20 protein-coding genes are annotated in these 24,119 nt (G+C 40.4%); 4 read left to right on the forward strand and 16 right to left on the reverse strand.

Going from position 1 to position 24,119, the window contains the following annotated elements:
- Positions 1 to 3: 3 nt before the first annotated feature.
- Positions 4 to 2,019 carry a hypothetical protein gene (locus PH235_RS01125; RefSeq protein ID WP_272160653.1) on the reverse strand — a complete coding sequence of 672 codons (2,016 nt, stop codon included), beginning with the start codon at positions 2,017 to 2,019 and terminating at the stop codon, positions 4 to 6.
- Entirely contained in the window at positions 2,016 to 4,832 is a 2,817-nt protein-coding gene (locus PH235_RS01130) for a Z1 domain-containing protein (protein WP_272160654.1), read from the reverse strand. Before PH235_RS01130 ends, PH235_RS01125 begins: the two co-directional genes overlap by 4 nt.
- Positions 4,833 to 5,196: 364 nt before the next feature.
- Between PH235_RS01130 and PH235_RS01135 the strand changes: the two genes are divergently transcribed.
- On the forward strand, positions 5,197 to 5,631 hold the full coding sequence (locus tag PH235_RS01135) for a very short patch repair endonuclease (RefSeq protein WP_272160655.1): 435 nt from the start codon (positions 5,197 to 5,199) through the stop codon (positions 5,629 to 5,631).
- Positions 5,632 to 6,364: 733 nt separating this feature from the next.
- Here the strand turns inward: PH235_RS01135 and PH235_RS01140 are convergent.
- The 9 genes from PH235_RS01140 to PH235_RS01180 all read right to left on the reverse strand — a co-directional run bounded on the left by PH235_RS01140 (position 6,365) and on the right by PH235_RS01180 (position 17,892).
- The gene (locus PH235_RS01140; protein ID WP_272160656.1) at positions 6,365 to 7,765 is read right to left on the reverse strand and encodes a glycoside hydrolase family 1 protein; all 1,401 of its coding nucleotides are present in this window, start codon (positions 7,763 to 7,765) and stop codon (positions 6,365 to 6,367) included.
- A 16-nt stretch (positions 7,766 to 7,781) separates the two neighbouring features.
- The gene (locus PH235_RS01145) at positions 7,782 to 9,614 is read right to left on the reverse strand and encodes a beta-glucoside-specific PTS transporter subunit IIABC (RefSeq protein ID WP_272160657.1); all 1,833 of its coding nucleotides are present in this window, start codon (positions 9,612 to 9,614) and stop codon (positions 7,782 to 7,784) included.
- A 5-nt stretch (positions 9,615 to 9,619) separates the two neighbouring features.
- Complete coding sequence (licT, locus tag PH235_RS01150) at positions 9,620 to 10,465, reverse strand: BglG family transcription antiterminator LicT (RefSeq protein ID WP_272160658.1); 846 nt, start codon at positions 10,463 to 10,465, stop codon at positions 9,620 to 9,622.
- 292 nt (positions 10,466 to 10,757) lie between these two features.
- Positions 10,758 to 12,017, reverse strand: coding sequence for an MFS transporter (locus PH235_RS01155; RefSeq protein ID WP_272160659.1), 1,260 nt, complete (start codon positions 12,015 to 12,017; stop codon positions 10,758 to 10,760).
- A 559-nt stretch (positions 12,018 to 12,576) separates the two neighbouring features.
- On the reverse strand, positions 12,577 to 13,440 hold the full coding sequence (locus tag PH235_RS01160; protein WP_272160660.1) for a cysteine ABC transporter substrate-binding protein: 864 nt from the start codon (positions 13,438 to 13,440) through the stop codon (positions 12,577 to 12,579).
- A gap of 39 nt (positions 13,441 to 13,479) precedes the next feature.
- The gene (locus PH235_RS01165) at positions 13,480 to 14,223 is read right to left on the reverse strand and encodes an amino acid ABC transporter ATP-binding protein (RefSeq protein ID WP_272160661.1); all 744 of its coding nucleotides are present in this window, start codon (positions 14,221 to 14,223) and stop codon (positions 13,480 to 13,482) included.
- Between the two features lie 17 nt (positions 14,224 to 14,240).
- Positions 14,241 to 14,918, reverse strand: a complete 678-nt coding sequence (locus PH235_RS01170; RefSeq protein ID WP_272160662.1) for an amino acid ABC transporter permease — start codon at positions 14,916 to 14,918, stop codon at positions 14,241 to 14,243.
- On the reverse strand, positions 14,899 to 15,558 hold the full coding sequence (locus tag PH235_RS01175) for an amino acid ABC transporter permease (protein WP_272160663.1): 660 nt from the start codon (positions 15,556 to 15,558) through the stop codon (positions 14,899 to 14,901). Before PH235_RS01175 ends, PH235_RS01170 begins: the two co-directional genes overlap by 20 nt.
- Before the next feature lie 441 nt (positions 15,559 to 15,999).
- Positions 16,000 to 17,892, reverse strand: a complete 1,893-nt coding sequence (locus PH235_RS01180) for a S8 family peptidase (RefSeq protein ID WP_272160664.1) — start codon at positions 17,890 to 17,892, stop codon at positions 16,000 to 16,002.
- A gap of 350 nt (positions 17,893 to 18,242) precedes the next feature.
- On the opposite strand from PH235_RS01180, the gene PH235_RS01185 reads away from it, so the two are divergent.
- Complete coding sequence (locus tag PH235_RS01185; RefSeq protein ID WP_086941468.1) at positions 18,243 to 18,518, forward strand: GNAT family N-acetyltransferase; 276 nt, start codon at positions 18,243 to 18,245, stop codon at positions 18,516 to 18,518.
- Between the two features lie 244 nt (positions 18,519 to 18,762).
- On the opposite strand, the gene PH235_RS01190 is transcribed toward PH235_RS01185, so the two are convergent.
- The 5 genes from PH235_RS01190 to PH235_RS01210 form a co-directional block, all read right to left on the reverse strand.
- Positions 18,763 to 19,530, reverse strand: a complete 768-nt coding sequence (locus PH235_RS01190) for a SagB/ThcOx family dehydrogenase (RefSeq protein ID WP_272160665.1) — start codon at positions 19,528 to 19,530, stop codon at positions 18,763 to 18,765.
- A 106-nt stretch (positions 19,531 to 19,636) separates the two neighbouring features.
- A complete protein-coding gene (locus PH235_RS01195; RefSeq protein WP_272160666.1) occupies positions 19,637 to 19,855 on the reverse strand; it encodes a helix-turn-helix domain-containing protein in 219 nt (72 codons plus the stop codon).
- A gap of 10 nt (positions 19,856 to 19,865) precedes the next feature.
- Positions 19,866 to 20,345, reverse strand: a complete 480-nt coding sequence (locus PH235_RS01200; RefSeq protein ID WP_119092951.1) for a DUF2975 domain-containing protein — start codon at positions 20,343 to 20,345, stop codon at positions 19,866 to 19,868.
- A gap of 322 nt (positions 20,346 to 20,667) precedes the next feature.
- Positions 20,668 to 21,504 carry a Cof-type HAD-IIB family hydrolase gene (locus PH235_RS01205; protein ID WP_272160667.1) on the reverse strand — a complete coding sequence of 279 codons (837 nt, stop codon included), beginning with the start codon at positions 21,502 to 21,504 and terminating at the stop codon, positions 20,668 to 20,670.
- Between the two features lie 23 nt (positions 21,505 to 21,527).
- The gene (locus PH235_RS01210; RefSeq protein ID WP_272160668.1) at positions 21,528 to 21,911 is read right to left on the reverse strand and encodes a VOC family protein; all 384 of its coding nucleotides are present in this window, start codon (positions 21,909 to 21,911) and stop codon (positions 21,528 to 21,530) included.
- Between the two features lie 191 nt (positions 21,912 to 22,102).
- Here PH235_RS01210 and PH235_RS01215 point away from each other — a divergent pair, with 191 nt between their 5' ends.
- A complete protein-coding gene (locus PH235_RS01215; protein WP_272160669.1) occupies positions 22,103 to 23,017 on the forward strand; it encodes a LysR family transcriptional regulator in 915 nt (304 codons plus the stop codon).
- An 83-nt stretch (positions 23,018 to 23,100) separates the two neighbouring features.
- On the forward strand, positions 23,101 to 24,042 hold the full coding sequence (locus tag PH235_RS01220; protein ID WP_272160670.1) for an NmrA family NAD(P)-binding protein: 942 nt from the start codon (positions 23,101 to 23,103) through the stop codon (positions 24,040 to 24,042).
- The last annotated feature ends 77 nt before the right edge of the window (positions 24,043 to 24,119 follow it).

Below are 24,119 nucleotides of genomic sequence, written 5' to 3' on the forward strand. Positions count from 1 at the left end.
TTTTTATTTTACCTCACAAACTACTAATGTTGGTTGCATCAAACCATCATTTACTTTCATTAGTAACTTTCCTTGAATATTTAGAATTTCTGTTCCCAAATTATTTTTCACTCTAAACGAGCTTAAATTACCGAATGATGTAAAATGAATCGATAGCCGTTCATCTACTAATTTGTCACTATATAATTGAATATCAGCATCGTTTATTTTTTCGACAAATATACTTTGTATTGAAAAAGGATACATTACATCGTTACCCATATCCTTTTTCCAATTATTCTCGTCATAATTTTTTGTTCCAATTCTAACGTCTACAGAAACCTCGGCAACGATTGCTTGTTCAATGCCTAGGTTAAAAAGAACTATCAAGTCATTAGATTCATTCGTTTCAACTCCTATAACATCTATGCTGGCAGTACGTTTTTTCCCTGTCTGTCCTGTGCTCCCTTTAGATCCTATCCCAGTTGGCCCGACGGAAGATTTACCAACGACTTCATTTTTGGGAAGAAGTTTATCACCTATTTTTTTCCCTAAAACTGATGCCATAGAATGGTGTATTTCTTCTTGAGAACCATTGTATTTTTCATCTATTACTTTTGAATTGTTCCGCTTAATTCTTTCTATAATAGTAACTTTTGTATTATTTAGCGGAATGTCTTCCCATTTTGCGTGATCAGACTTCTCTGTTTTTCTGAGATAATCTTCCAATGTATTGATATCTTTCTCCCTATATTGCTCATATAGCAGCCCTTCACTATTGGGTATAAAAAATGAGAATAGAAATTTATCATCAAATGGTTGTATATCTTTTGACCAATCGCCGTTAATGTCATATTCGACTATCATCCCCGGTTTGCGAGCATAGGCAACTATTTTTGTATTTGTTTTTTCAAGCGCGCTGACATCACCATAACCAAAATATTCTAACGGGTGACACTCATTATCTGGCGGCAACATTTTTAAATTACTATTATCATAGGCTCCATAAGATATCCACCCAACTATCCCATTATCAGAGCTTAATCCTCTTCTGCTCAATTTGATTGGCTCTACATTTACATCGCCATAACTTTCTTTTTTTATTCCTTGTAAATATAAATCATAGAATATTTTAAAAAATGGTTGGAATTTATCTGGACTTAAGATATTTCCGTTAATCGATGGAATTAAATACGCTCCATCAAAATATGGGTTTAGGATTCTTGGCGCGTACCATTTTTGAATTGCTATTTCAATTGCACTTTCTAAACTAGTTTCCCACCAATTTAACGCCTTGCATTCATCTTCATGTTTAGGTAAAAGTTTTTCTTCATCTATAAACGGAATAATAATTGTAGTCCCAGTTTCTCCATCTATATAAGGCTTAATTCCAAAAACATCTAAAACTGTGAGTATTTGATTATGATCAGTAAGTGGATATGTAGAATCAAATTCGTCAGTTTTATCTTTATCCTTTCTTCCCCACCAAGCTATACCACGATTATTATCTAATAATCTATTTTCTTGAGTAGAATCTTCTATAAGAGAACCCGCAAGTCTTTCTTCATAAGTTCCATCATTTAATTGTACTCTTGAATAATAAAGCACAATTCCATTTCCTAAACGAAAATAACTAGTTTTCCCAAGCCCCCATGATCCACCAGCTCCTGCTTGCTCTTGATTCTTTTGAATTGTGTAAATCAAATTATAGATATTGCCTTCTTTCGTTCTTACATCACCAATTAATCCCATCGTATTTTTATCAGAGATATAGATAGCTTTCGAATTATTATTAGCATATCTTTCAATTAATACTGTAGTTAGGCCTTCCAAATGTTCAGCTAATGATTTTACGTCAAATTGGCATACACCTACATTAACGTTGGTTGCTTTTACACCTGGAATCGTAGCATCTAAACTATTTTGAAAAGCTTCTCTAATCAACAAATCTACCAAAGGTAATGTATCATTTTGAAGAGAGCGCAGAACTCCTTTACCTTCGACACCCATTCTCTCTTGCTTCATCAATTCAATTTTCAAAATTCTTCCTCCAAATCAGCATTGCTATCATCAGGCTTTAGATGAACCATCAGTGATGTAGCAACATTTTTCCCTTTTTTCATACCCGGAATCATTAGGCTTATACCAATAATATCTTGTGAAAAATCTAGCGGAATACGTCTACTCTTCTTATTATTTATCACAGTTGGTTTTGAATCTTTGTCTATTCGGTAAATCACTAATTGAGGGACGTCCGAAAACCCGTGTTCTTCACGAATTATACGAACTTCTTCAATTTTTTTAGTTCCTTTAATTTCGTCATCATTTAGTTCAATTATATCGGATAGCAAATCTTTAGGCGATCTAAGTGCTCCTATACTAATAGTTTTACCATCACTTTGCCCTTTCCCCAATATCGTACGCGAAACTTTTGCAACATTAAATCCATGTATTTTCCATGTGTTATTCTCATCTTTATTTTCAATAATATTTCCTTTTGAACTTAAAACTACACTCCAGTTTGCCAATAAATTATCATTATCGACTGTATCACACCACTCAATAAATGCCTTTAAATTACTAAACATTAAATCTTTATCCGAAGCAATGTATTTACTGAAAAATTTTTCTTTAATAATTTGATAGTCTACGCCAGTCCAAACCAACCTTGATTCATTAACGATAGGAGTTTGTAGACTATTCAAAAATTCTTCAGTGACAATAATATTACTGTTTAATTCATCATAATCATCTTTAAATAGGATTGTTTGTTTTTGAATTCCCTCAAAATCCAATTCTGCTGCTATTGCACTTTGCATCTTATTTTTAGACGTAACCTGAATAAACGCATTGTTCGGAGAGTTTTTAACTCTTACTCCAAATTCCTTCGGAGTTTTTCCTAATCTGCTAAATCCTTCAATATCATCACGTAATTCTTCATCAAGTTGAGTAACGAATTCAAATCGTTCTTTTACTACTTCATTTAACCAAATTCTAGGATATACCTCATAGCCAATTCTGTAACCAAACCATCTTCCCATTTGCATTAAGGTATCTGATGCAATAGTGTTTCTCATGAAATATGAAGTAGTAAGGCCTTCCAATGTTAAACCCCTCGAAAGTGTATTACCACCTATAACAATAAATGTGGTCGCAAAGCCTGGGTCATTAGATTTATCTGGATATACTAATCTGACGAATTCATCATCAGATCCTGAAGACTTACTATTATCAATACACAGATGGATTCCTTTAGTATACTTTTTTGCCCCATCCTCATCTAATTTTATTCTCGTTAAATATTCTGATTTGTCTCTCGCTAATAGTGCTCTCAACCCTTTTTCAATTACGTCCCATTCAGGATAATCTGATACATTTTCTGTCGAAATGCTGTATTCTGGCATACCTGTTAAAAAATCTTTTTTTGTAAAGTCAATTGATTCAGTTAAATACAATTTTTCACATTGTTTTAAAAAACCATCAGAGTCTACATCTCTAATATGCTTAAGATAATTTTTAATTACTTCTTCGATTCTTTCATGTTCGCTGACTACGTGACTAGTGTGAACAAGCATACTAATTGGCCTTTTATATCCTCCATTTTTCATAGCCACACTTGTCATCAAAAACCATTGTATTGCCTTTATAAGACTCATTGGCGCTTGAAAGTACTCTTCTTTGTGAATTTGGTTTAGCAATTCAGTATCTGTTTTCGTAATTTCTCTAACAATGTCTAATGAGGGATTCTGCTCTGGTTCAGATAATCCAAAAATCTGTTTTGGCCCGATATAATTTTTGGAAGTGGGTAAGGAAATAATAAAATCTTTCGGATATAGCGAATAATTTGACGATTCATTTAGTACATTTGCATAGGGTGTAGCTGTATAACAAATGTAATTAACTGCTTTTAATTTTTTGTCATCGTATCCATTTACTAAATTCATTATATGGTTATTAATTGCTGTACGCTCTTGTTTCTCTTTTTCCGATAAAGTTATATCCATTCTCTTTGTATTTATACTTGCCTGATCTGCTTCATCATCGATAATCAGTATCTTTAATTGCTTTATTTTGGATTCGTTTGAATATAAGTACTTAACTAACTTTTCTAACCTAACACTATTTTTTAAAACTACACTCAAATGTCTTCTACCACCCGAACTATCTTTACTTAAATTTAATCTATCTATCTGATCAGCGGGTGTAGAAAATTTAGTTGGGTGAGGGTTTTTTATAATTTGCCAATTAATATTCCCTGGAGAATTTAAATCATCGTACAATCTTTTTTCTGTTTGTTCACGCAAATTATCAATCATACCAGAAAGAACGATAAAATAATTAAACCCATAATCAGCTGCCATTGCAATTAACCCAGCCATGTTGGCTGTTTTACCAGATTGAACGTTCCCTAAAACAAGTCCTTTAACGGGCTCTATTTCTTCAGTATTTTGACTTAACATTTGAAGTATTTGAAAAGCTGACTTTTCAATATTGTTTATTGATTCTACATCCCACTTTTTTGAACTTAATCTTTTTCTATATAGTTGCCAAGCTGAATGTGATGACTTTGAAATCTGGGCATCATTCTTTGTCCCTTCAGCTAATTTATTCAATTCATTTATAATAGGGCTCTCAAGCTCTCTTAGGTAGTTTACTAATTGGCACCATTCATCCATTGTATATTCATACTTCGAAGAAATTATTGTAATCAACAGTTTCATCTTTGTATCAAAAGCAAGGTCATCACCCAATAGAAAAGATAGCGATTCTATTTCTTCCCATGTTTTATTCTCTGTTCTCCATCCTTCAATACTAGCTATAGATTTATCGTGAATATTATCTTTAAAATCCATCTCTGTCTCCCCCTATATTCATAATTCAATAATTATTAATTGCTAATCTGGTACTATAAGTAATAAATATTTAAACTCGTTACATTACTTGGGAATATTTCATCACTAATTATAGCATTTTTTATAAGTAATTTTTCTTGTTTTCTAACAAAATATTACAAACCTAATATTCTAAGAATATTAGGTTTGTAATATTTTTACCTCAACAACTTTTCGTGAATATAATTAAAATACGATGATTAAACAATAGTAATTCGGTATTCCTTATTTCTTGCAAGGCAAAATTCATCTATTAGATTATAAATCAAGAAAGTATCATTATAAGTGACTTCTAGTTATAATTATTTTAGGAAGGTGAACTCGTATGGCTGATAAAATCACTTCTGAACAACGTAGCGAAATTATGCGAACTATTAAAGCACAATCACATTTAGAGAATACCGTTGCTAAGGAACTTTATAGGCGTGGCATTCGTTATAGAAGAAACAACAAGAAGTTAATGGGGAATCCTGATATTTCCATCCAAAAGTACAAGGTAGTTATTTTCATTGATTCCTGCTTCTGGCATTGTTGCCCTATTCACGGTAATATACCTAAAAGTAATATTGAATATTGGGTGAGAAAATTAGATAGAAACGCAAAAAGAGATATTGAAGTGAACAAATATTATGTGGATAATGGGTGGTACATCCTCAGAGTGTGGGAACACGATTTACAAAATAATTTTGAATCTACAATTGAGCGGATTATTGCCTTCGTGAAAGAAGCAAAAATAAGTCTTATCTCAAGAAAATTATAAGAATAATTTTGCTAGCACCACCGTCTTACAATAACTGTGATTCCGAAATTACATTCCGTGCATAATTACCCTACTGACAAATTTTTAAGATATACCCTTTCGGATAGCACATTATCAAAAAAATTTTACTGATATTTTAGTATAATTATTAGCAGTATACGGGTGTGTCATCAATGTAATTCAAATGCATATTTTAACTCTTGTTAAAGTATGTTCCCAGATCTTATGAAAAATTAGAAAACGTAAAGAGGCTGGTGTTTGAATTGGTCATTTAAAAATTGTTTTCACGGTATGCAATATTTAGTTATTTCCTTTAACTTAATTATCTTAATAGTCATATATTTATTCAATCTACTTTAAAGATTGCATCGCAAAGGCAGAAGGCTTATTTAAATTTTATTTTTTTAAAGAAAGTAGAGAAAATACAAAACTCTTTACGATTCGTTTCAGTCTATTATTTTTTGACACTCATTAACCGATTGGTTCCTTTTACCAAGTATTTGACCTGACTTCATACTCTTTAATACTTGATAATGCAAAAGCGCGAAAATCCCCAAAAAATGAGAATTTCCGCGCTTTTGGATTGTCGTAGTCTGATAATGAAAGAGAATAATACTACGAAATCCAGTAATTTTATTGTTTAGCCACCACGTGATGCTTAGGAACCTACTTAAAACTATATGCTGTATCTTTAGTATTGTAGGCCAGAAAATATATCCTGCCTCTAAACAATTTACAAGCCATTGTTTTGAATGACGTTTTTGTACCAATCAAAAGATTTCTTTTTCATTCTTTTCATTGTGCCTTCGCCGAGATTGTTTCGATCAACGTAAATAAATCCGTATCTTTTTTCCATCTCGCCGGTTCCTGCTGAGACAATATCGATGCATCCCCAAGGTGTATAAGCAATCAAATCGACACCATCTTCGTTAATTGCTTTTTCCATTTCAGTGATGTGTTGGGTAAGGTAATTAATTCGATAATCATCCTGGATCGAACCATCTTCTTCGATTTTATCGTAAGCCCCCAACCCATTTTCAACAATCATCAACGGAATTTGATAGCGATCATAGAGATAGTTCAAGGAAATTCGTAAACCTACCGGGTCAATTTGCCATCCCCAATCATTCGATTCCAAATAGGGATTTTTCAGGCCGCGATCCATCAAGTTGCCCCCGTCTGCAACTTCTCCAACTGTTTTATCTGCTGCTGCAGTAATGGACATATAATAAGACAAAGCCAAAAAGTCAACTTTTCCTTCCAGCAATATTTTCTCATCTTCTGGTTCCATTACGATTTTTATATTTTCTTTTTCGTATTTCTTCAGTTGGTATGACGGATAATATCCTCTGCATTGAACATCCGAATAAAAATAATAATCATGCGTTTTATGCAAAGACTCCAATACATCGTTAGGGTTGCATGAGTACGGGTAGGTCAACAAATCCGCCAACATCATGCCGATTTGGAAATCTGGATTTATTTCATGTCCAATTTTGACAGCTTTTGCACTGGCTACGAATTGGTGATGCGCAGCTTGTGCTTGAATTTGTTTATTTGAATGTTTTACACCTCCTGCAACGTAAGGCAAAATCCCCATGCAATTGATTTCATTAAAAGTCAGCCAGTATTTGACCAGATTCTTATAACGTGAAAAGACTGTTTCGCTATATTTTGCGAATAAGTCAACCAATTCACGGCCGGCCCAGCCATTGTAATGTTCGACCAAATAATACGGAGTATCGTAATGGGAAAGCGTTACGATTGGTTCGATGTTATATTTTTTGCATTCTGAAAACAGATCTTCGTAAAACTGAAGTCCAGCTTCATTGGGAGTTTCTTCCATTCCTGTCGGGAAAATTCTTGTCCAGTTGATGGAAGTGCGGAAGGATTTGAATCCCATCTCAGCAAACAACTTGATATCCTCTTTGTAATGATGATAAAAATCAATTGCTTCCTGATAAGGGTAAAACAGATCTTTCTCTATCTTATCTGTTGCGGTTCGCGCAACACCATGTTTGGCTGCTGGCAGCATATCAGCAGAAGAAAGACCTTTACCATCGACATTATATGCTCCTTCACTTTGATTAGCAGCTACTGCCCCACCCCATAAAAAATCTTTTGGAAAACTCATCAATTCTTTCCTCCTCTTATAAAACTACAGTTAATGCTTTTTCATCATCTTGGTGTGCTAATACATCTAAATACTGCGAAGTATTGGTAATGACAACCATAGTGGTCGTGTCATATCCGTCTTTTTGAATTGCCTTCAAATCAAACTCAATCAGTAACTGTCCTTTGGTGATTTTCTCATTCATAGTTACATGATTAGTGAAATGTTTACCGCCCAATTGGACTGTGTTAATTCCGACATGAATCAGAATTTCAATACCTTCATCAGTCGTTATCCCAATTGCATGCTTAGTTGGGAAAATAGCACTTATACTGCCTGATACTGGCGATAGGACCTTGCCTTCACTCGGAATGACCGCGAATCCTTTTCCTAATGCCAGTGAGGAGAATGCACTGTCGTTTACATCCATCAAGTCAATAATTTTACCTTTAACAGGACTTGCTAAATTCATTTCTTTAACCAAAGATTTGTCGATTGTAACCACAGGTTGTTGTTCTACATCCACTATATCTTCAAACCCGATCACATAGGCTGCTGCGAATGCAACACCATAACCGAGAGCACATGTCACAATAGCATTAATAAAGTTTGTGGTACTGGCAAGATAGCTTGGAAGCGCAACTAATGAGGAAACCAAAGCATAGGCTTTTAGTCCTGAAATCCCCGCATAAAGTCCACCAGCAGCACCACCAATCATTACTGCAACGAAAGGTTTTTTCAATCTTAAGTTGACCCCATACATCGCTGGCTCCGTCACACCCATTAAGGCGGTAATTGCCGAGGAGCTAGCTAATTGTTTCATTACGCTGCTCTTTGTTTTCAGAGCGACAGCTGTTGCTGCACCCGCTTGTGCCATATTTGCAGCGAGCATTCCTGGTACGACCAACATATCATAACCATTTGTTGCAAAAGCGGTCATTAACATTGGGAATAATGCATAGTGCATACCCGCCATTACTAACACTGGTGAGAAAGCACCCATTACTAAAACTGCAGCCCAACCTAAGTTAGCTTGTAAAAACTCTAAGAACATTGCTAAATAATTACCCACCGTAAATCCTAGTGGCCCTAAAACGATTAGTGTCAATGGCACTGCAATCATTATCATCACAAGCGGTTTCAAAACAAACTTCAAAGAGTTCGGAATAAATTTATCTGCCGCTCGATCCAAATAGGACATTGCCCAAACACCTAAGAAGATAGGCAAAACACTTGAACTATACGTAATTGCTTGTAACTTGAAGCCAAGTAGCGTTATGCCTCCTTCTTGAGTCAGTAATGTACTCATTTGAGGGATCAACAGCACACCCGCCAACAGCATTCCTAAGAATGGGTCAATTCTGAATTTCTTCGCTACTGAATAGCCTAGATACATTGGAATAAAATAAAATGCCGCTTGAGAAACCTGAGCAAAAATCAGGTAAGTGTCTGATGTTTCCGAAATGAGTTTGAATGTCACTAATAACGACAGGACGACTTGAATCATACCACCAGCAGTAATAACCGGCAGGACTGGCGTAAATGAACCAGCGATATAATCCAACACGGTATTTAAAATACCTTTAGCTCCTTTTGATTCATTTTTAGTTTGGCTGCTGTCAGATGACACACCCAATTTTTGGAATTCGCGGTAAACATTTGCGACATCTGGTCCAATAATGACTTGGTATTGCCCACCGCCTTTGACTAAACCGACTACACCAACACTATTTTCGATTGCTGCATCATTGGCTAAGCTTTCATCCTTTAGATTAAACCGTAATCTCGTTGCACAGTGGACCAGTGACTGAACATTTGCAGGGCCACCAAGATTTTCTAATATTTTTTTAGCTGTATCTGTATAATTCATAATTGCTACCTCCTGGTATCTTGTCTTTGGGTTACACGCATGACATGCAGAGTAAGATAGACATCTTCGTCATTGGACATCAAAACTTGATGCTTATTGTAGATGTACACTTTGATTTTTTGTACGCACTGGAATGCTTCTGGATAGAGCGTTTTCACTTGCATATAAAGTTCATTCTCTTGCTGTTCATGAAGATCATGTGAGACGATGCGTTGCGCAAAATACTGTAGATGCGTAATGAAACGAGCGTAATTCATGGAGTTTTCGTCCAAGGTTATTTTATATTGATACTTAACAATATTTAAAATATCCTGAACCATTTCTGTAATCGCTAATGTGGTTTCCATATCTTGTTTATTGGTTTGAATATTAACGAAATGCAGCGCAATTGAGACAGCCTCATCATCATTCAAAGTTATTCCGGTTTTGCTTTGGATGATTTTTAAAGCGTTTAGGCCAATGTCATATTCTTTTTTGTAGAATTTTTTTATTTCCCAAGCAAGTGGACTCTTTAAAAAATACCCATCCTTGCTTCTTTTGAGCGCAAATTCGATATGATCTATCAATGTTAGATAGATGTAATCATTGATGATCATCTTATGATTTCTCGTAGCATATTCTACAATTTCATCGATCATGTATATATGTTCGGGTGGTATCTTTCCGAGCAAGTAGCTAAAATGCTCGACCATTTCATGAGTATCCAGAACAAATATTTTATCGACTTCTTCCTCGTTGACAAATTGGCCTATCTTCCTCTTAAATCCAATGCCGTTAGCCAGAACTATGAGCTCATTTGTCCCTTTTTTCACCAACACTGCATTGTTATTAAGTATCTGCTTTATCTTCATATTCTTCACCACCTTAAATTTTCACCACAAAAAGACCTAAGATAAATTTTTCACACCAAATAAAGGTATAAAAATTTTATCTTAGGTCTGCCTGTTTCCAGTAACACTCCTAGTTATTGCGAATACTATATCGCAACCGCTCTCATCTACTCCAACATTCTACAAAACGATTTATACTTTGTCAATAATTTTCTTTTTCATAAAATTATACCTAAACAAAAAGATGCTCTCGATTAAGAGAGCACCCTTTCAAATCTCGTTCAGATAACAATTTTTGATTATATATAGGTCGTTAAGCCCTTTTGAGCTCACGTTTCCTTAACGTTACCGCGAAGAAGAACGATGCTAAGCATACAACCATGAAGGCGATGCTGACGAGGATTGTCGTGTTGTAGCTGCCGCTTGCATCATAGAAGTAGCCCAGCAGAGGGCCGCCCAAAGCTAAACCCAGGCTGCTTGCTGTCGATAAGATGCCCCAAATAGCAGTGAATTCTTTTTTCCCTAAAATATCAAACGTCACTAATTGGTTCATTACGGCAGGAACACCTGTGCTGACTGCATAAATCATCGCTGCTCCGGTTAAGATAGTGATGTTATCCGTTGCGGCAAAGATGCAGAATGCTAGGATATAGATAATCGTGAAGATGTAGAAAGCTTTTGTTGCACCCAACTTGTCACTGGCGATGCCCATGATGATCTTGGAAGCGATCATGACGATGGCCGCGATCGACAAAACCATACCTGCTTGAACATCAGTCGCACCTTTTGTCGTAAAGAAAATCGGAATCTGTTGGGTGAATGTGGAAATCATTGCGAAACACACGAATGACAAGGCCAATAAGTAGAATACTGGCGAACGCAATGCTTGCGCATAGGTCATATCCGTATCTTTATGGTTGGTGTGAACCGTCGAAGAATCATTCGTTGCTTGTTCTGCTACAGCTGCATGTGAATCTTCCGTCACGCCATAAGGCAACATGCCGACGTCAGCGGGCTTTTCGATCAACAGGAACGCTCCCAGGAACAATGCCACAGCGTACATGCCGCCCAATAATAAGAATCCTTTTTCCCAGCCATAATTTTGAATGAAAGATGGGACAATTGCACTGGTAATCGCCGTGCTTAAGCCGATTGATGCAGCAACGAGTCCCATAATCAAGCCATGGCTTTTGCGGAACCAATTATTCACAAGCGTTACAGAAACGATTGCTGTTGACGACATCATAAATATGCCGATGACGATTGCCCCCAAGTAGAATGCAAGCAAGGATTTACCGTTGGACAACAGGAAGAATCCTAGCGCTCCGAAAATACCACCTAAGATAGATGTTTTCCGCAAGCCAATTTTAGGCAGCAAAAATTTGGTGACTAAAGGTACCGCTACAATCCCGGTCAAATTAAGGAAGCTGCCCACCAAACTAAATTGAGAAACAGAAAATCCGGTTGCTTCTGTTACCGGTTTGAAAAACGATGCCAACCCATTCATCGGAATCCCTACACCAAGCATCAACAGCATACCGGCAATGATAATCCGTATATATTTTTTCGACAAAATAAAACGCTCCTCACAATTTTATATTTTTGTGTTGTTCAAAATTAATCCACCATTTGTAACTGGATATATACTCTCTCACAGATGGTGGTTCATCCTGTAATGTAAATATATTTATCCACACCAGAAATACCGCTTTCATTTATGGGACATTATTCACATATGTTCTCATTTGAATGCAATTTTTCAGGTAGTTAGCAAATGGACTCAGACTGATTAACTGTTATTTGTTCAGATTAATTATCAGAATGCATCCGTACCAACATCCCTCATTATAAAGAGTCCATCTGACAAGTCAAACGGGAAAAATTCCACAGAATCCGCTTTCCACCTTGCAACAACAACGTTTTTCTGAAATGTTGTCCAAATTTCAACTTTTTATTGAATTCTATATAAATTGCATTATAATCCGCTATATTATCTTTTTTATTAACAGCATTACGGATCTATTTTCACAATATTCGATCGAGAAATACAAAAAGGCCGGAACCGAAGTCCCGACCTTTTTGTGTATTGGGGATACTATTATCGCTGACTAAGACGACAATTGCATCTCTTATTATTGATTTATCAGGACGGATGCAGGATCAATATCGGAACTGAATGCTGGCGCTAATGTCTTCTCGTATGCCTCTGCGATAAAGCCATTTTCGTTCAACGTGTCAATTTCTTCATTCACCCATTCCAACAAAGCGGCATCGCCTTTTGCTACTGCAGGTGCAATGGTATCTTCGTTTCCTATCGCTTCAACCCCTGCCACAAAGCCAGGATTTTCTTTGATCCATCCGAAGATCAAGGTATTGTCGTGTGCCAGAGCTGCACCACGGCCATCCAATAACGCTTGGAACGTTTCTGTATTTTGTTCATAGACCAACAGCTCGATATCAGGATAATTTTCTCTGAAGTAAGCTTCAGCAGTTGTTCCTTTGTTGACGATCAGCTGTTTGCCTTCCAATTGGGAAACATCGGTGATGACTTCACCTTCAGGAGAGACGATCCCGATGGATACTTTCATGTAAGGATTGGCGAAATCCACTACTTCTGCTCGTTCAGGTGTGACGGTGAAGTTAGCCATCATCAAGTCAACCTTCCCTGTTTCCAGATATTCCACACGGTTTGCCGCTTCTGTGATGACCCATTCGATTTTTGAAGAATCACCCAGCAGATCTTCTGCGATTTTTTTGGAAATCTCAACGTCGAAGCCTTGGTTGTCTCCGTTCGCATCCACATAACTGAACGGCGGTTTGTCGCCGAAAACACCGATGCGGATGACATCATTTTCTTTGATTGTGTCCACTGTTGTTTTATCTTCAATATTGGCAACGGAGCCTTCTGAAGAATCATTTGTTGCACCCGCGCCGCAAGCCGCTAAGCCCACTGTCGCTGATAATATAGCCAATGATTTGATAAATTTGTTTTTCATTTTTCATTCCTCCAATGTTTTTTCCTATATATTGTCTTTCTATTGAAACCTGAATGTGTTGATGAATTCGTTAGCCCTTTGCGATTGTGGCTGCTTGAAAAAAGCTTTCGGATCCTCAGAAATTTCAAAAATGTTCCCTTTTTCCATAAAGACGATTTTATCGCTGACTGCCTCAGCAAAAGCCATTTCATGGGTGACGATCAGCATCGTCATGCCGTCTTTTGCCAGATCGAGGATGACGTTCAGGACTTCCCTGATCATCTCGGGATCGAGCGCCGCCGTCACTTCATCGAAGAGCATGATTTCCGGGTGCGTCATCAACGCACGCACGATTGCAACCCGTTGCTGCTGCCCGCCGGACAACTGCCTCGGGAAGCTATGCGCTTTATCTTCCAGACCAACCCGTTTCAGCAACGCAATGGCTTCTTCGGCTACCTCCTCTTTCTTGCGTTTTTGAACTTTTAAAGGAGCCAATAGGACATTATCAAGAACTGTCATGTGCGGAAACAGATCATACTTTTGAAAGACCATTCCGATTTTCTGCCTGACTTCTTTCCAATTCGTCCCTGCTGCGGCTATCTCTTTTCCATCCAGCAAGATGCTGCCGGACTGAATTTGCTCCAGACCATTGATGCAGCGCAGGGCAGTCGATTTGCCGCAACCTGATTGTCCGATGATGGTCACAACTTCTCCTTTGGCTACATCCAACTGGATATCAGCCAAGGCCTGAGTTTCTCCGTAATATTTATTTACATGTTTCAGCTTTAATATTGGACTTTCCAATGTTTCTTCACCCCTTCTCACTCTTGCCATTTCAATTCCAATTTTTTGGATAATTTCGATAACGGGTAACAGACGATGAAGTACAGGAAGAAGATCAACCCATAGATCCAGAAGGAAGCACTCGGATAGTCCTTCACGGATACTTCAATCACTTGCTGTCCGACCTTGATGACTTCAATAATCCCTATCAACGGCAACAGCGCTGTCGTTTTCACCATCCTGGTAGCCAAGTTGATGGCCGGTGGAACGATGCGCCGGACGGTCTGAGGAATAATGACATACACATAGAGTTGCCCTGCAGTCAATCCTAATGCCTGTCCGCTTTCCCATTGGATTTTTGGTATGGACGTGACGGATGCTCTGACGATGTCGGCCATTTCAGCCGTACCCCAAAAGGTAAACACGAAAATGGCGATCACTCGATTATCAATATTAATGCCTGTCCAACGTGTAAGGCCGAAGTACAGGATATACAGCATCACCAATACGGGGACAATCCGGACGACTTCGAGGTAGAGCCTTGTGACGAACCGAACAACGATATTTCTGCTTGTCATGAGCATTCCGACCAAAAGTCCCAGTATGAATGAAAGTACGACTGATATGATTGCGACAAAAACCGTTTGCCCAAGGCCTTCCAAGATACGTTGCAGATTTTGACCTTCGAATAAAATGTTAATTCCCGAATCCTGCAAAACGCAACCTCCTTTCGATGAAATGGATCAAAAGGGATATCGGCAATAAAAACACCAGATAAGTTGTGACCATCAAGAATAGCGCTTCATTGGTCTTGTAATACAATCCCATGATATCTTTCGCGACAAAAACCAGGTCGGCTAACGCGATTGCGCTAAAAATGGAGGTTTCTTTCAGCAAAAAGATGATGTTCGCCCCAATGCTGGGAAAAGAATTTGCGATTGCCTGCGGGAAAATAACGTACAGGAAAATTTGAGTGTTTGACAATCCCAGACTGGACGCTGATTCCATCTGTATATTCGGGACGGATTCCAAACCACCTCTTATCGCTTCCGCAAAGTAACTACCTCCCAAAAAGGTTAACCCTAATATGCCACAGACTTCAGCGCTCAAGTGGATACCAACCTGCGGCAAGCCAAAATACAAGAAAAACAATTGTATCATCAAGGGCGTATTGCGGGACAATTCGATGTATCCTTCAAAAAACTGCGACAACACAGGCAATTTATAATAGCGCACGATACTGACAATTAGGCCGATGATAAAGGCAAAGATGATCCCAATCCCACCCAAGCGCAACACAAGGAAGGCCGCTTCCTGGTACATGGGGATAGCCTTTCTTATAAAATCCAAGTCCATTGTTTTCCTCCAATCCTTTATGGCTTTTTCCAGTTTCTGATCATCGCCTCACAAATAAAAAACTTCCCGATATTTTAGGAAGCAACGATTACTTTATCGCCTTTGTCAGCTTTTACTGTTTGCTTGTATCAATATACCAAGACATTATTTCTGTAAAAAGAAGATTAAACCAGCAATTTTCTGTCGTAATTTTTCCATTGAATTTCTATTCACATATGGTATCATGACTGCCAATAAATGAATATTATGTAGAACCGAACACAGTTGATAGGTTTTTCCGAACAGTTAGATGCTATTTTGATCATCTTTTTGGTAAAGTGAATAGCTGAACGTAGCAAAAAAGACTTGACCCTTCGGCAAGTAAAGGTTCAAGTCTTTTACATACATTATGATTTATTCATTCTCAAATGCCTAAGCCATCAAGGATATCTTGATGTTCTATCATTTAGTTATCGAATTTGTCGTCTGACCGCTAAGAGTACAGTTCACACCTCCTATAACGACACTATCGACAACAAAAGTGAATGTTCGTAGTTCCGGTGACTGGACTAATTTCTCGGATGTGAATGAGACTGTCCCGTTTGCTCCGGTATTTCCTGAGTTAAGGATTGTTCCTTCTTCCCAGTGGCCGGTGAGAGTTGCGTCAGCTACTTGGGCACCGGCTTCCATGACCTTCACTTTAGCTGTTGCCCATACATAATTAATTTTGTTGATTTTTCTGGTTGTAGCGCTCATCTGCACAACCAAATCAACTGTCCTTGCAGGAGCAACTGTAGGTTCAACATTTACGGCTACTGTTGCAGTGGCAGTAGAGCCTGCGCCGTCTGTTACTTCATACGTGAAGTTATCTACGCCAGTGAAGTCAGGGTTCGGTGTATAGGTGATTTCTGATCCCGAGCCACTCACAGTTCCGTTTGCCGGAGCTGATGCAATCGTATAGGTCAGCGGATCACCATCCGGATCTGCAGCGATTAGCGTGATAGCTACAGGGGTGTTTTTCATTGTATTTACAGTCTGATCATACGCGACAGGGGGATTATTTACAATCTGCCCGATCCCCAGAGCTGAGGAAGCGTCCACTAATCCGTAACCGTATAATTTATCCTTACCGATTTCCCCCAAATCCAGAGCTGTGCCATTAATTTTCTTGCGGACTGCCTCCGCAGTATAGTTCGCATCAGATGCCATCAGCAAAGCTGCAACACCTGCGACATGAGGTGCAGCCATTGATGTTCCGTTTGCTTCAATGAAGTACTCGCCTACGTAACCTGCAAACGAAAATGGCTGCGGGCCCGCAAAGTTGGTGCTGTCTTTCCATGTCGACAGAACGGATACCCCAGGCGCAGCTATTTCAACGTCCGAGCCCGTACTGGAAAAACTGGCTCGCAGATTGTTTTTGTCGAGAGCCGCAACTGCTACTACCGATTCATATCTAGCAGGATAACTGACATTATTACCGTTGCCCGCAGCACTCCCGTCGTTGCCTGCAGAGCCTATATGCAGAACCCCGGAGCTGGCCAACACATCAAAAGCTGCCTCAAGCTGTGACGAATTGGATCCGGTGCCATAACTGTTATTTGTGATGCGTATCGGAGAATCGGGATGCGCGGCATTATAATTCTGAATCCACTGCAGCGCTTCAATGATCCTGCTTGAGGTACCTTCCCCATTGTCATCCAGAACTCTGAGTGCCACTATCTGTGCATTTGGTGCAACACCGACAACCCCAAATCCGTTGCTCGCTGCAGCAAGTATTCCTGCTACATGGGTACCGTGTCCATAAACATCCTCGGGGAAGAAATCATCCGAAACAAAATCGTAGCCCAATTCATTTGCGGATAAATCAAAATTATCTATCAGGTCAAAGTGATTGAAATTCACTCCGGAGTCCAAGACGGCAACCTTGACCCCTTCGCCAGAATACCCGGCTGCAAGAGCGGCATCGGCATTGATATGATCCACACCCCAACTATTTCCAAGTTCGTTTTCTGCCGAATATTCAAGTGCTTGCACGGAATAATCCAATTCGACTACTTCCACTTGAGGATTATTTTTAAGGGCTTCGATGGCTTTCGCCGGAAGTTTTCCTGAAATCGCGGGAATGATAGTGAAAACATTGCTGACTTCGCCACCCAGTCCCTTAAATGCATGCAATTCTGCCTGACCCGGTTTGTCTTTAAATCTTACAATTACATCCTGAAAATCGGCCGAGTTATTCGGGGTTGCTGTTGTCTCGGATGATGATTGGGATGCCATTGCCTCAGTGGTTATTGATGTATAGCTAAAAATGAATAAAGATGTTAATACGACTGCATAAAATCTTTTCGAAACCATATCATTTCCCCTTTCTTGATAAAAAAATCGAGCGTGTATAGTCGGTTAAGCCACAAATAAAGAAATTATGAACAGAGCTATGATCTGCTTAAATCTCAGCGATTCAAACATTTAGTTTACAGTACAATATTCTTCGATTGTATACCGTTGCATTGATGATGTACAAGAAGAAGTTTCTTTTTATCGAAATTATCTTTTAAAAATTGAACGTGATCGTGCTGTTGTGGTAGATTGGTTCAAAAACATTCAATGCTAATCTCTTGACTGGTCTCAACCGCAGGAATAATATGAAATGGAAAATGGATATTTAATGCTGAAAATACATCAAAAAATAAAAAGGAGAGCAGACAATGAACTTTGATAGCGGCGACTTACGTTTCTACAAAAAAGACGAAAACGAAAACTTAATCTGCGAAATAACCTATTCTCTTGCAGACAGCAGCATGATCAGCATCGACCGTACCTATGTGAATGACGATTACCGTGGCCAGGGAATTGCCGCACAACTGGTTGATCGCGTGGTCGAAATGGCCAGAGAGGAAAACAAAAAAATCATACCTCGCTGCCCTTTCGCCAAGGGCATGTTCGAAAGAAACAGCTCGCTCTACGCAGATGTAATAGAATAGATTCAAAAAGCGGAATGACTGTGTATTGAAACAGTCGTTCCGCTTTTTGATCAGACTTCTAGACTTAAAGTTCGTGGCGGAATTCCCCGCAAAAATGGTTTTGACGAGGAATCTTGTGTTGTCCGAGGGCGTTTTTCCCCGCCAAGGTGGTTTTCGCGGGTTTTCTGACTGTGGTTTGAACGGAAATAGCCCGCCAAAATGCTTTTGGCGGGCTATTTCTGCCTTCATATAGTCAATTCGGATGCTACTTTTTCTGTACTTTCTTGCCGACAGCCGCCAGGAAGATCGTGAATTCATCTTCGCTGTCCAAGTGCAGCAGCTCGTCGACCATGTCCTGATCGTAGATGCCCAATGCGCAAGTGCCGGCATCGATCGATTCGCTCGTCAGGTACAAGTTTTCCATGACCGCACCGATGTCGATCAGGATTTTTTTGTGCGCGGTGATGTCGTATTTCCACTCGGAACGGTAAGGGATGCAGCTCCAGGAGAAGATGACCGATGCGCGTTTGGCGAAGTTCGGCACGAATGGCTGATCGAGCGTCATTTTGTCGACTTGTTCATCGATATCGTTGACTTCGCTCAGGTACAGCAGTTTGTGGCAATCCGCCAAATAGCGGTATACGCCCTTCTTCAAGCCATCTACATTGAGGATGAACAGATAGGTCTCAAAAGAATGCGTTCCGCCACTGCAGGGAACAGTGCGGAAAGTGATGCCCGATCTGTTGGTGCCAGTGATGGCTTGCGTGCTCCACAACAGGTAGGAAAGTTCGTCCAGCGTGAGCGCGTCTTTCGCATAATGGCGGACGCTTCTTCTTTCCTTGATGATTTCGTAGATGTTTTCCTTCTTCACAACTCCTCCATCGACGGCAGGCAAATCCACGATTTCTGCATCCGCATTGTAAGCTTTTACGTTCGGCGGTTGCGGAATCCCTTTCTGTTTATCCGTTTCGATCGCGCTGAATGTTTTGAAATCCGACTTCAGAAAATTACGTTGTTCTTCATATCTGGCCATGGTGAACCTCCGTTTTTTTTACTATTTTACCACGGATTGTGAATGTTCGCACTATTACAGACTAAGGGTTTCCCCTGTATTTTCAGGTCATTCTGACGCAGAACCGCTATTCCTCTTCTTCATCCTCTCGGTATTCCAGAATGTCGCCGGGTTGGCAGTCCAATGCCTTGCAGATGGCTTCCAAGGTCGAGAAGCGGATTGCCTTCGCTTTTCCGGTTTTCAGGATGGACAGATTGGCCATCGTGATGCCGACGTGATGCGACAGTTCGGTGACGCTCATTTTGCGTTTTGCCAACATGACGTCTATATTGATGATTATTGCCATTTTACGCACCTCATATCGTGTAGTCGTTTTCTTGCTTGATTGCGATCGCATTTTGCAGGAGTTTCTGAAGGACAGCGGCAAAGACCGCAATCACCATGCAGGCGAAAATGATGATCAAGCCGATCAGGACGAGGCCGGGAGCGTCATCCAAATCACCCATCATAAAAATGAGCGGCATGAACAAGATAAACAATGCGCCAATCGCAGCAGCACAGCGTTTGATGTTCTTCAGCACTTGCACCGTCAAATCGGAAAATGCCAAGTCCTGATCGATGTAACCCAGCAGCTTAAATACTTGGTACAGAGCGACAAAATAGATGCCGGCAGATGCGTACAGTCCGATCATGAATGGATATTGCAAATACGACAAGCTTGGGACCAGTTCGACCAAGAAGGCCGCAATTTCCGGAATAATAAAAATACACAGCGCCACTACCGGCAGTCCCATCAGAACGACGACCGCCTTCAAAAAGAATGTTTCTCGTTTCATGTCTACAACACCTCATTTGGATTTGTTACTGTTAGTTTAGTCTTTTATTTATCGTTTTACAATAAATATTTATTCTTTTAAGCAATTCTTAACTAACACGCTCCACCGCTACAGACGCGAATTACCGGTAAGGACTTCCTCACCGGTAATTCTGACTTCATTTGGCGGATAATTCCCGGTGAAGCCGCCCTCGCCGGGAATAAGGTCTTCATTTGGCGGATATTGCCCGGCGAAGCGCTCCTCACCGGGTAATATCTGTGTAGAAAAAAAGCCAGCCATCCAAATTTAAGGATGCGGTCTGGCTTTTCGGTTTATTCTGGTCTCACAAGTATCTTTCAAGCATATGGGCGATGCCGTCTTCGTTGTTGGACAACGTGATTTCGTTCGCGCTCGCCTTCAGAGCGTCGATCGCATTGCCCATCGCAATACCTACACTTGCGTAGGCGATGATGGAAGCATCGTTCTGGCCGTCCCCGAATGAGATGACCTGCTCAGCATTGATCCCCAATGGCCGCAGGGTCTTGTCCAATGCATAGGCTTTATCGATGCCTTTATCGGCAATCTCAAAATAGAAAGGCGCCGAGAAAAAGCCGTTGATCCGTCCTTCGAACGGTCGCATGATTGCTTGCCAGTGCTGTGCCAAGTAATCCGGTTCCCCCGCGATCAAAATCTTATGCAGAGGGAAATCGACAAAGTCCGCCAGATGTTCCACTTCGCATAGTTTAAAGTCTCCGCTACGGGACTCGTACTCGATGATGTTTCGCAAGCCGTGTGGCGGTGCGGTGATCATGCAATCATACACGTTATTCACATACATGTAATCCTTATGCGCGATCATCGGTTTTACCTCGAATTGCTCCAGGTGGGCCAGCAGCGCTGCGCCTATTTCTTCGGAAATGCTTTGGCTGAAGAGCATCTCATCCGTTGCACAATCCGTCACACAAGCCCCGTTATTGGAAAGCAGCAAGCCATGATAGTGGTCCATCTTCAGTTCTTTTGAGAATTTCAGCATCGCTGGCAAGGGCCTACCGGATGCCAGCACAAGTTTCACGCCGGCTTCTTGAGCCCGCAATAATGATTCTCTCGTCTTTGGCGTGATTTCTTTCTGGTCATTCAGTAATGTGCCATCGATGTCCAGCACAATCGCTTTGATTGCCATTCAGTTCACCTCATATTTTATTGTCAAATCGTGATTTCGACTCTGTTTCCTTCCGGATCGCCGATGACGGATTCATAATAGCCGTCGCCGGTCACTCTGCACGGGCTCAACAAAGGATAGCCTGCATCCACCAATTTTTCCGTCAATGCATCGACTATTTCCTTGCTGCCGACCGCGATGGCCAGATGCGCAAAGCCTAATATTTCATTAGTATGGGAGCCTTTGATTACATCTTCGCGATGCATGATCTCTAGTCTGGCACCATCCGCGAAGGATAAGAAATAGGATTGGAATCCTGATTTCTGATTATGGTACTTTTCACCCGCTGTAGCTTTGAAGTAGTCACAGTAGAATTCTTTCATTTTTTCCAAATCTGCAGTCCAAAGACCGATATGTTCTATTTTCATTTGAAAACCTCCTCGATAACTAACGTTAGTATATGCCATTCATCCAAAAATGACAGGCGAAACGCTTCGATTGAAATAAATTTGTCTATACACTTACCCACAGAAAACAAATTTATGAAACATTCCTTTCAAAATATCCGATTGCCTCTTAACTGGGTGATATGGTACTTTACAGAAAGAAGGATTTTTGATTGGAGGCGAATCGCATCAATATCGAAAAAATCAAATACTATATAGACTTGGTGGAATGCCGCAGCTTCACGGAGACGGCCAAGCGGAACTATGTGTCGCAGACCACCATCAGCCAGACTGTAGCTTCGTTGGAGGAGACGTTCCAGATCCGGTTGATCAACCGCAAAAAGACACCGATCGAGCCGACGGAAGCTGGCCAGCTTTTCTATGAGGAAGCGTTGGTGCTTTGGAAGCAATACCAGGGCATGCAGCAGAAAATGCGCAATTTCCAAGCCAATCAGCGGGAAACCTTGTCGATCGAATATTCCGCCATGACGGATATCCAGACGCTGCTTTCAGTCATCCCGGCTTTCCGGAAAGAAAATCCGCTGGTCGAACTGAATCTGAACAAGGTGCTGTTGAAGAACATTTCCGATTATCTCGTAAAAGGCATCTATGATGTGGCCATCGCTTTCGATTCCGAATTCGAAGGCAAAAAGGACATCACGACAGTCCCTTTGTATGCCGGTAAATACCAGGCCGTCGTCAGTGCAGGCCATCCCTTGTTCGACAAAACGTCGGTTACCCTTGCTGAACTGTATCAGCACCCGCTCGTCATGCTGGACCCTTCCGTCATCGGCGCATCCTACGATTTAATGGTGCAGCATGCCCAAAAGGACGGTTATCAGCCCCAGATCGCCAAAACAGTGGACGATGTCGAAACCGAATTGTTCGCAATCCGGACCGAAAACCTGATTGGCTTCTTTCCGGACAACTACAATCTGAACTACTCGTCAGACGAAATCCGCATGATCCCGATCGAAGGCTCCTTCCATACATTCGTGATTGCCTTGGGATATTTATCCGTCAATGCAAAGCCAAGCATTCAAGCGCTGATCCGTTCCATCAAAGCGCATTATTCGATTTCCGGATAACCCATTCGCTTTTTGTATTGGAGTTTGCTCTTTGTTTCACATATCATGAAGATAGTTAAAAACAGACAGGAGACGATACAAATATGGGTAAATTATTATTGACAGGCGTGGACGGAAACCTTGGAAATCAAGCGGCAGAATATCTTTTGGATTTAGTTGAAAAAGACCAACTGATTTTCTGCGCATACAGCGAGGCTGCTCTAAAGAAATATGCAGACCTAGGGATTGAAACACACGTAACAAACTTTAATCACAAAGATGGCTTGGCTGAAGCATTCGCAAATGCCGATAAAGTTGCGCTGATTTCGATGCCTTTCGTCGGCGAAAAACGCCAAAACGCACATAAAAATGTTGTGGATGCCGCCAAAGAAGCTGGCGTTCAGCAGATCATCTACACTTCATTGGTCAACGCGGCTGATGAATCCAACCCAAGCGTCGAAAAAATCGACCACATCTTCACAGAGGAATACATTAATGAAGCCGGGATGGATCATATTTTCCTGCGTAACTCCCAATATGCCGAAGCCATGGTAACCAACTACTTCACATTCGTAAAAATGGGCGGCGTCATGCAGAACAACCAGGCTGACGGCAAAATGGCCTACATTTCCCGTAAGGATTGCGCCAAAGCGGTTGCGCATGCATTGGCTACCGACAAATACCACGATGCGGTTCTGAACATCAACGGACCTGAGCTGATGACCATCACGGACTTCGTGAATTACGGCAATGAAGCGACCGGCAACAACGTCAGCTATCAAGCCATCTCCGATGAAGAAAACTACGCCATCTTTGATGCGATGGGCGTTCCGAGAACGACTGAAGGCGCATTCAAAAAAGACTCCGAAGCACCCTTCTCTTCTGAAGGCATGGTCACTTTCGGAGAAGCGATCCGCTTAGGAAAAATGGACAACTTCACGGATGACTTCAAACAATTGACCGGCGAAGAAGCCATCACAGTGAAATACATGTTTGAACATGCTGACGATTTCCAGGTCGGCGAACGCCATTCGGAAGATAACTAAATCCGATAACAAAAAAATAAGGGATACTATCAAAGTCATTTGAAATCGACTTTGATAGTATCCCTCTTTGTGTGATT

Origin of the sequence: Trichococcus sp. K1Tr (assembly GCF_028309625.1) — a bacterium.
Taxonomy (GTDB): domain Bacteria; phylum Bacillota; class Bacilli; order Lactobacillales; family Aerococcaceae; genus Trichococcus.

What these genes read in the sequence shown, in the direction of transcription:
- PH235_RS01130 (WP_272160654.1), bottom strand. Translation starts at nt 4,832, where the DNA reads ATGGATTTTAAAGATAATATTCACGATAAATCTATAGCTAGTATTGAA.
- PH235_RS01135 (WP_272160655.1), top strand. Translation starts at nt 5,197, where the DNA reads ATGGCTGATAAAATCACTTCTGAACAACGTAGCGAAATTATGCGAACT.
- PH235_RS01140 (WP_272160656.1), bottom strand. Translation starts at nt 7,765, where the DNA reads ATGAGTTTTCCAAAAGATTTTTTATGGGGTGGGGCAGTAGCTGCTAAT.
- PH235_RS01145 (WP_272160657.1), bottom strand. Translation starts at nt 9,614, where the DNA reads ATGAATTATACAGATACAGCTAAAAAAATATTAGAAAATCTTGGTGGC.
- licT (WP_272160658.1), bottom strand. Translation starts at nt 10,465, where the DNA reads ATGAAGATAAAGCAGATACTTAATAACAATGCAGTGTTGGTGAAAAAA.
- PH235_RS01160 (WP_272160660.1), bottom strand. Translation starts at nt 13,440, where the DNA reads ATGAAAAACAAATTTATCAAATCATTGGCTATATTATCAGCGACAGTG.
- PH235_RS01175 (WP_272160663.1), bottom strand. Translation starts at nt 15,558, where the DNA reads ATGGACTTGGATTTTATAAGAAAGGCTATCCCCATGTACCAGGAAGCG.
- PH235_RS01180 (WP_272160664.1), bottom strand. Translation starts at nt 17,892, where the DNA reads ATGGTTTCGAAAAGATTTTATGCAGTCGTATTAACATCTTTATTCATT.
- PH235_RS01185 (WP_086941468.1), top strand. Translation starts at nt 18,243, where the DNA reads ATGAACTTTGATAGCGGCGACTTACGTTTCTACAAAAAAGACGAAAAC.
- PH235_RS01190 (WP_272160665.1), bottom strand. Translation starts at nt 19,530, where the DNA reads ATGGCCAGATATGAAGAACAACGTAATTTTCTGAAGTCGGATTTCAAA.
- PH235_RS01195 (WP_272160666.1), bottom strand. Translation starts at nt 19,855, where the DNA reads ATGGCAATAATCATCAATATAGACGTCATGTTGGCAAAACGCAAAATG.
- PH235_RS01200 (WP_119092951.1), bottom strand. Translation starts at nt 20,345, where the DNA reads ATGAAACGAGAAACATTCTTTTTGAAGGCGGTCGTCGTTCTGATGGGA.
- PH235_RS01205 (WP_272160667.1), bottom strand. Translation starts at nt 21,504, where the DNA reads ATGGCAATCAAAGCGATTGTGCTGGACATCGATGGCACATTACTGAAT.
- PH235_RS01210 (WP_272160668.1), bottom strand. Translation starts at nt 21,911, where the DNA reads ATGAAAATAGAACATATCGGTCTTTGGACTGCAGATTTGGAAAAAATG.
- PH235_RS01220 (WP_272160670.1), top strand. Translation starts at nt 23,101, where the DNA reads ATGGGTAAATTATTATTGACAGGCGTGGACGGAAACCTTGGAAATCAA.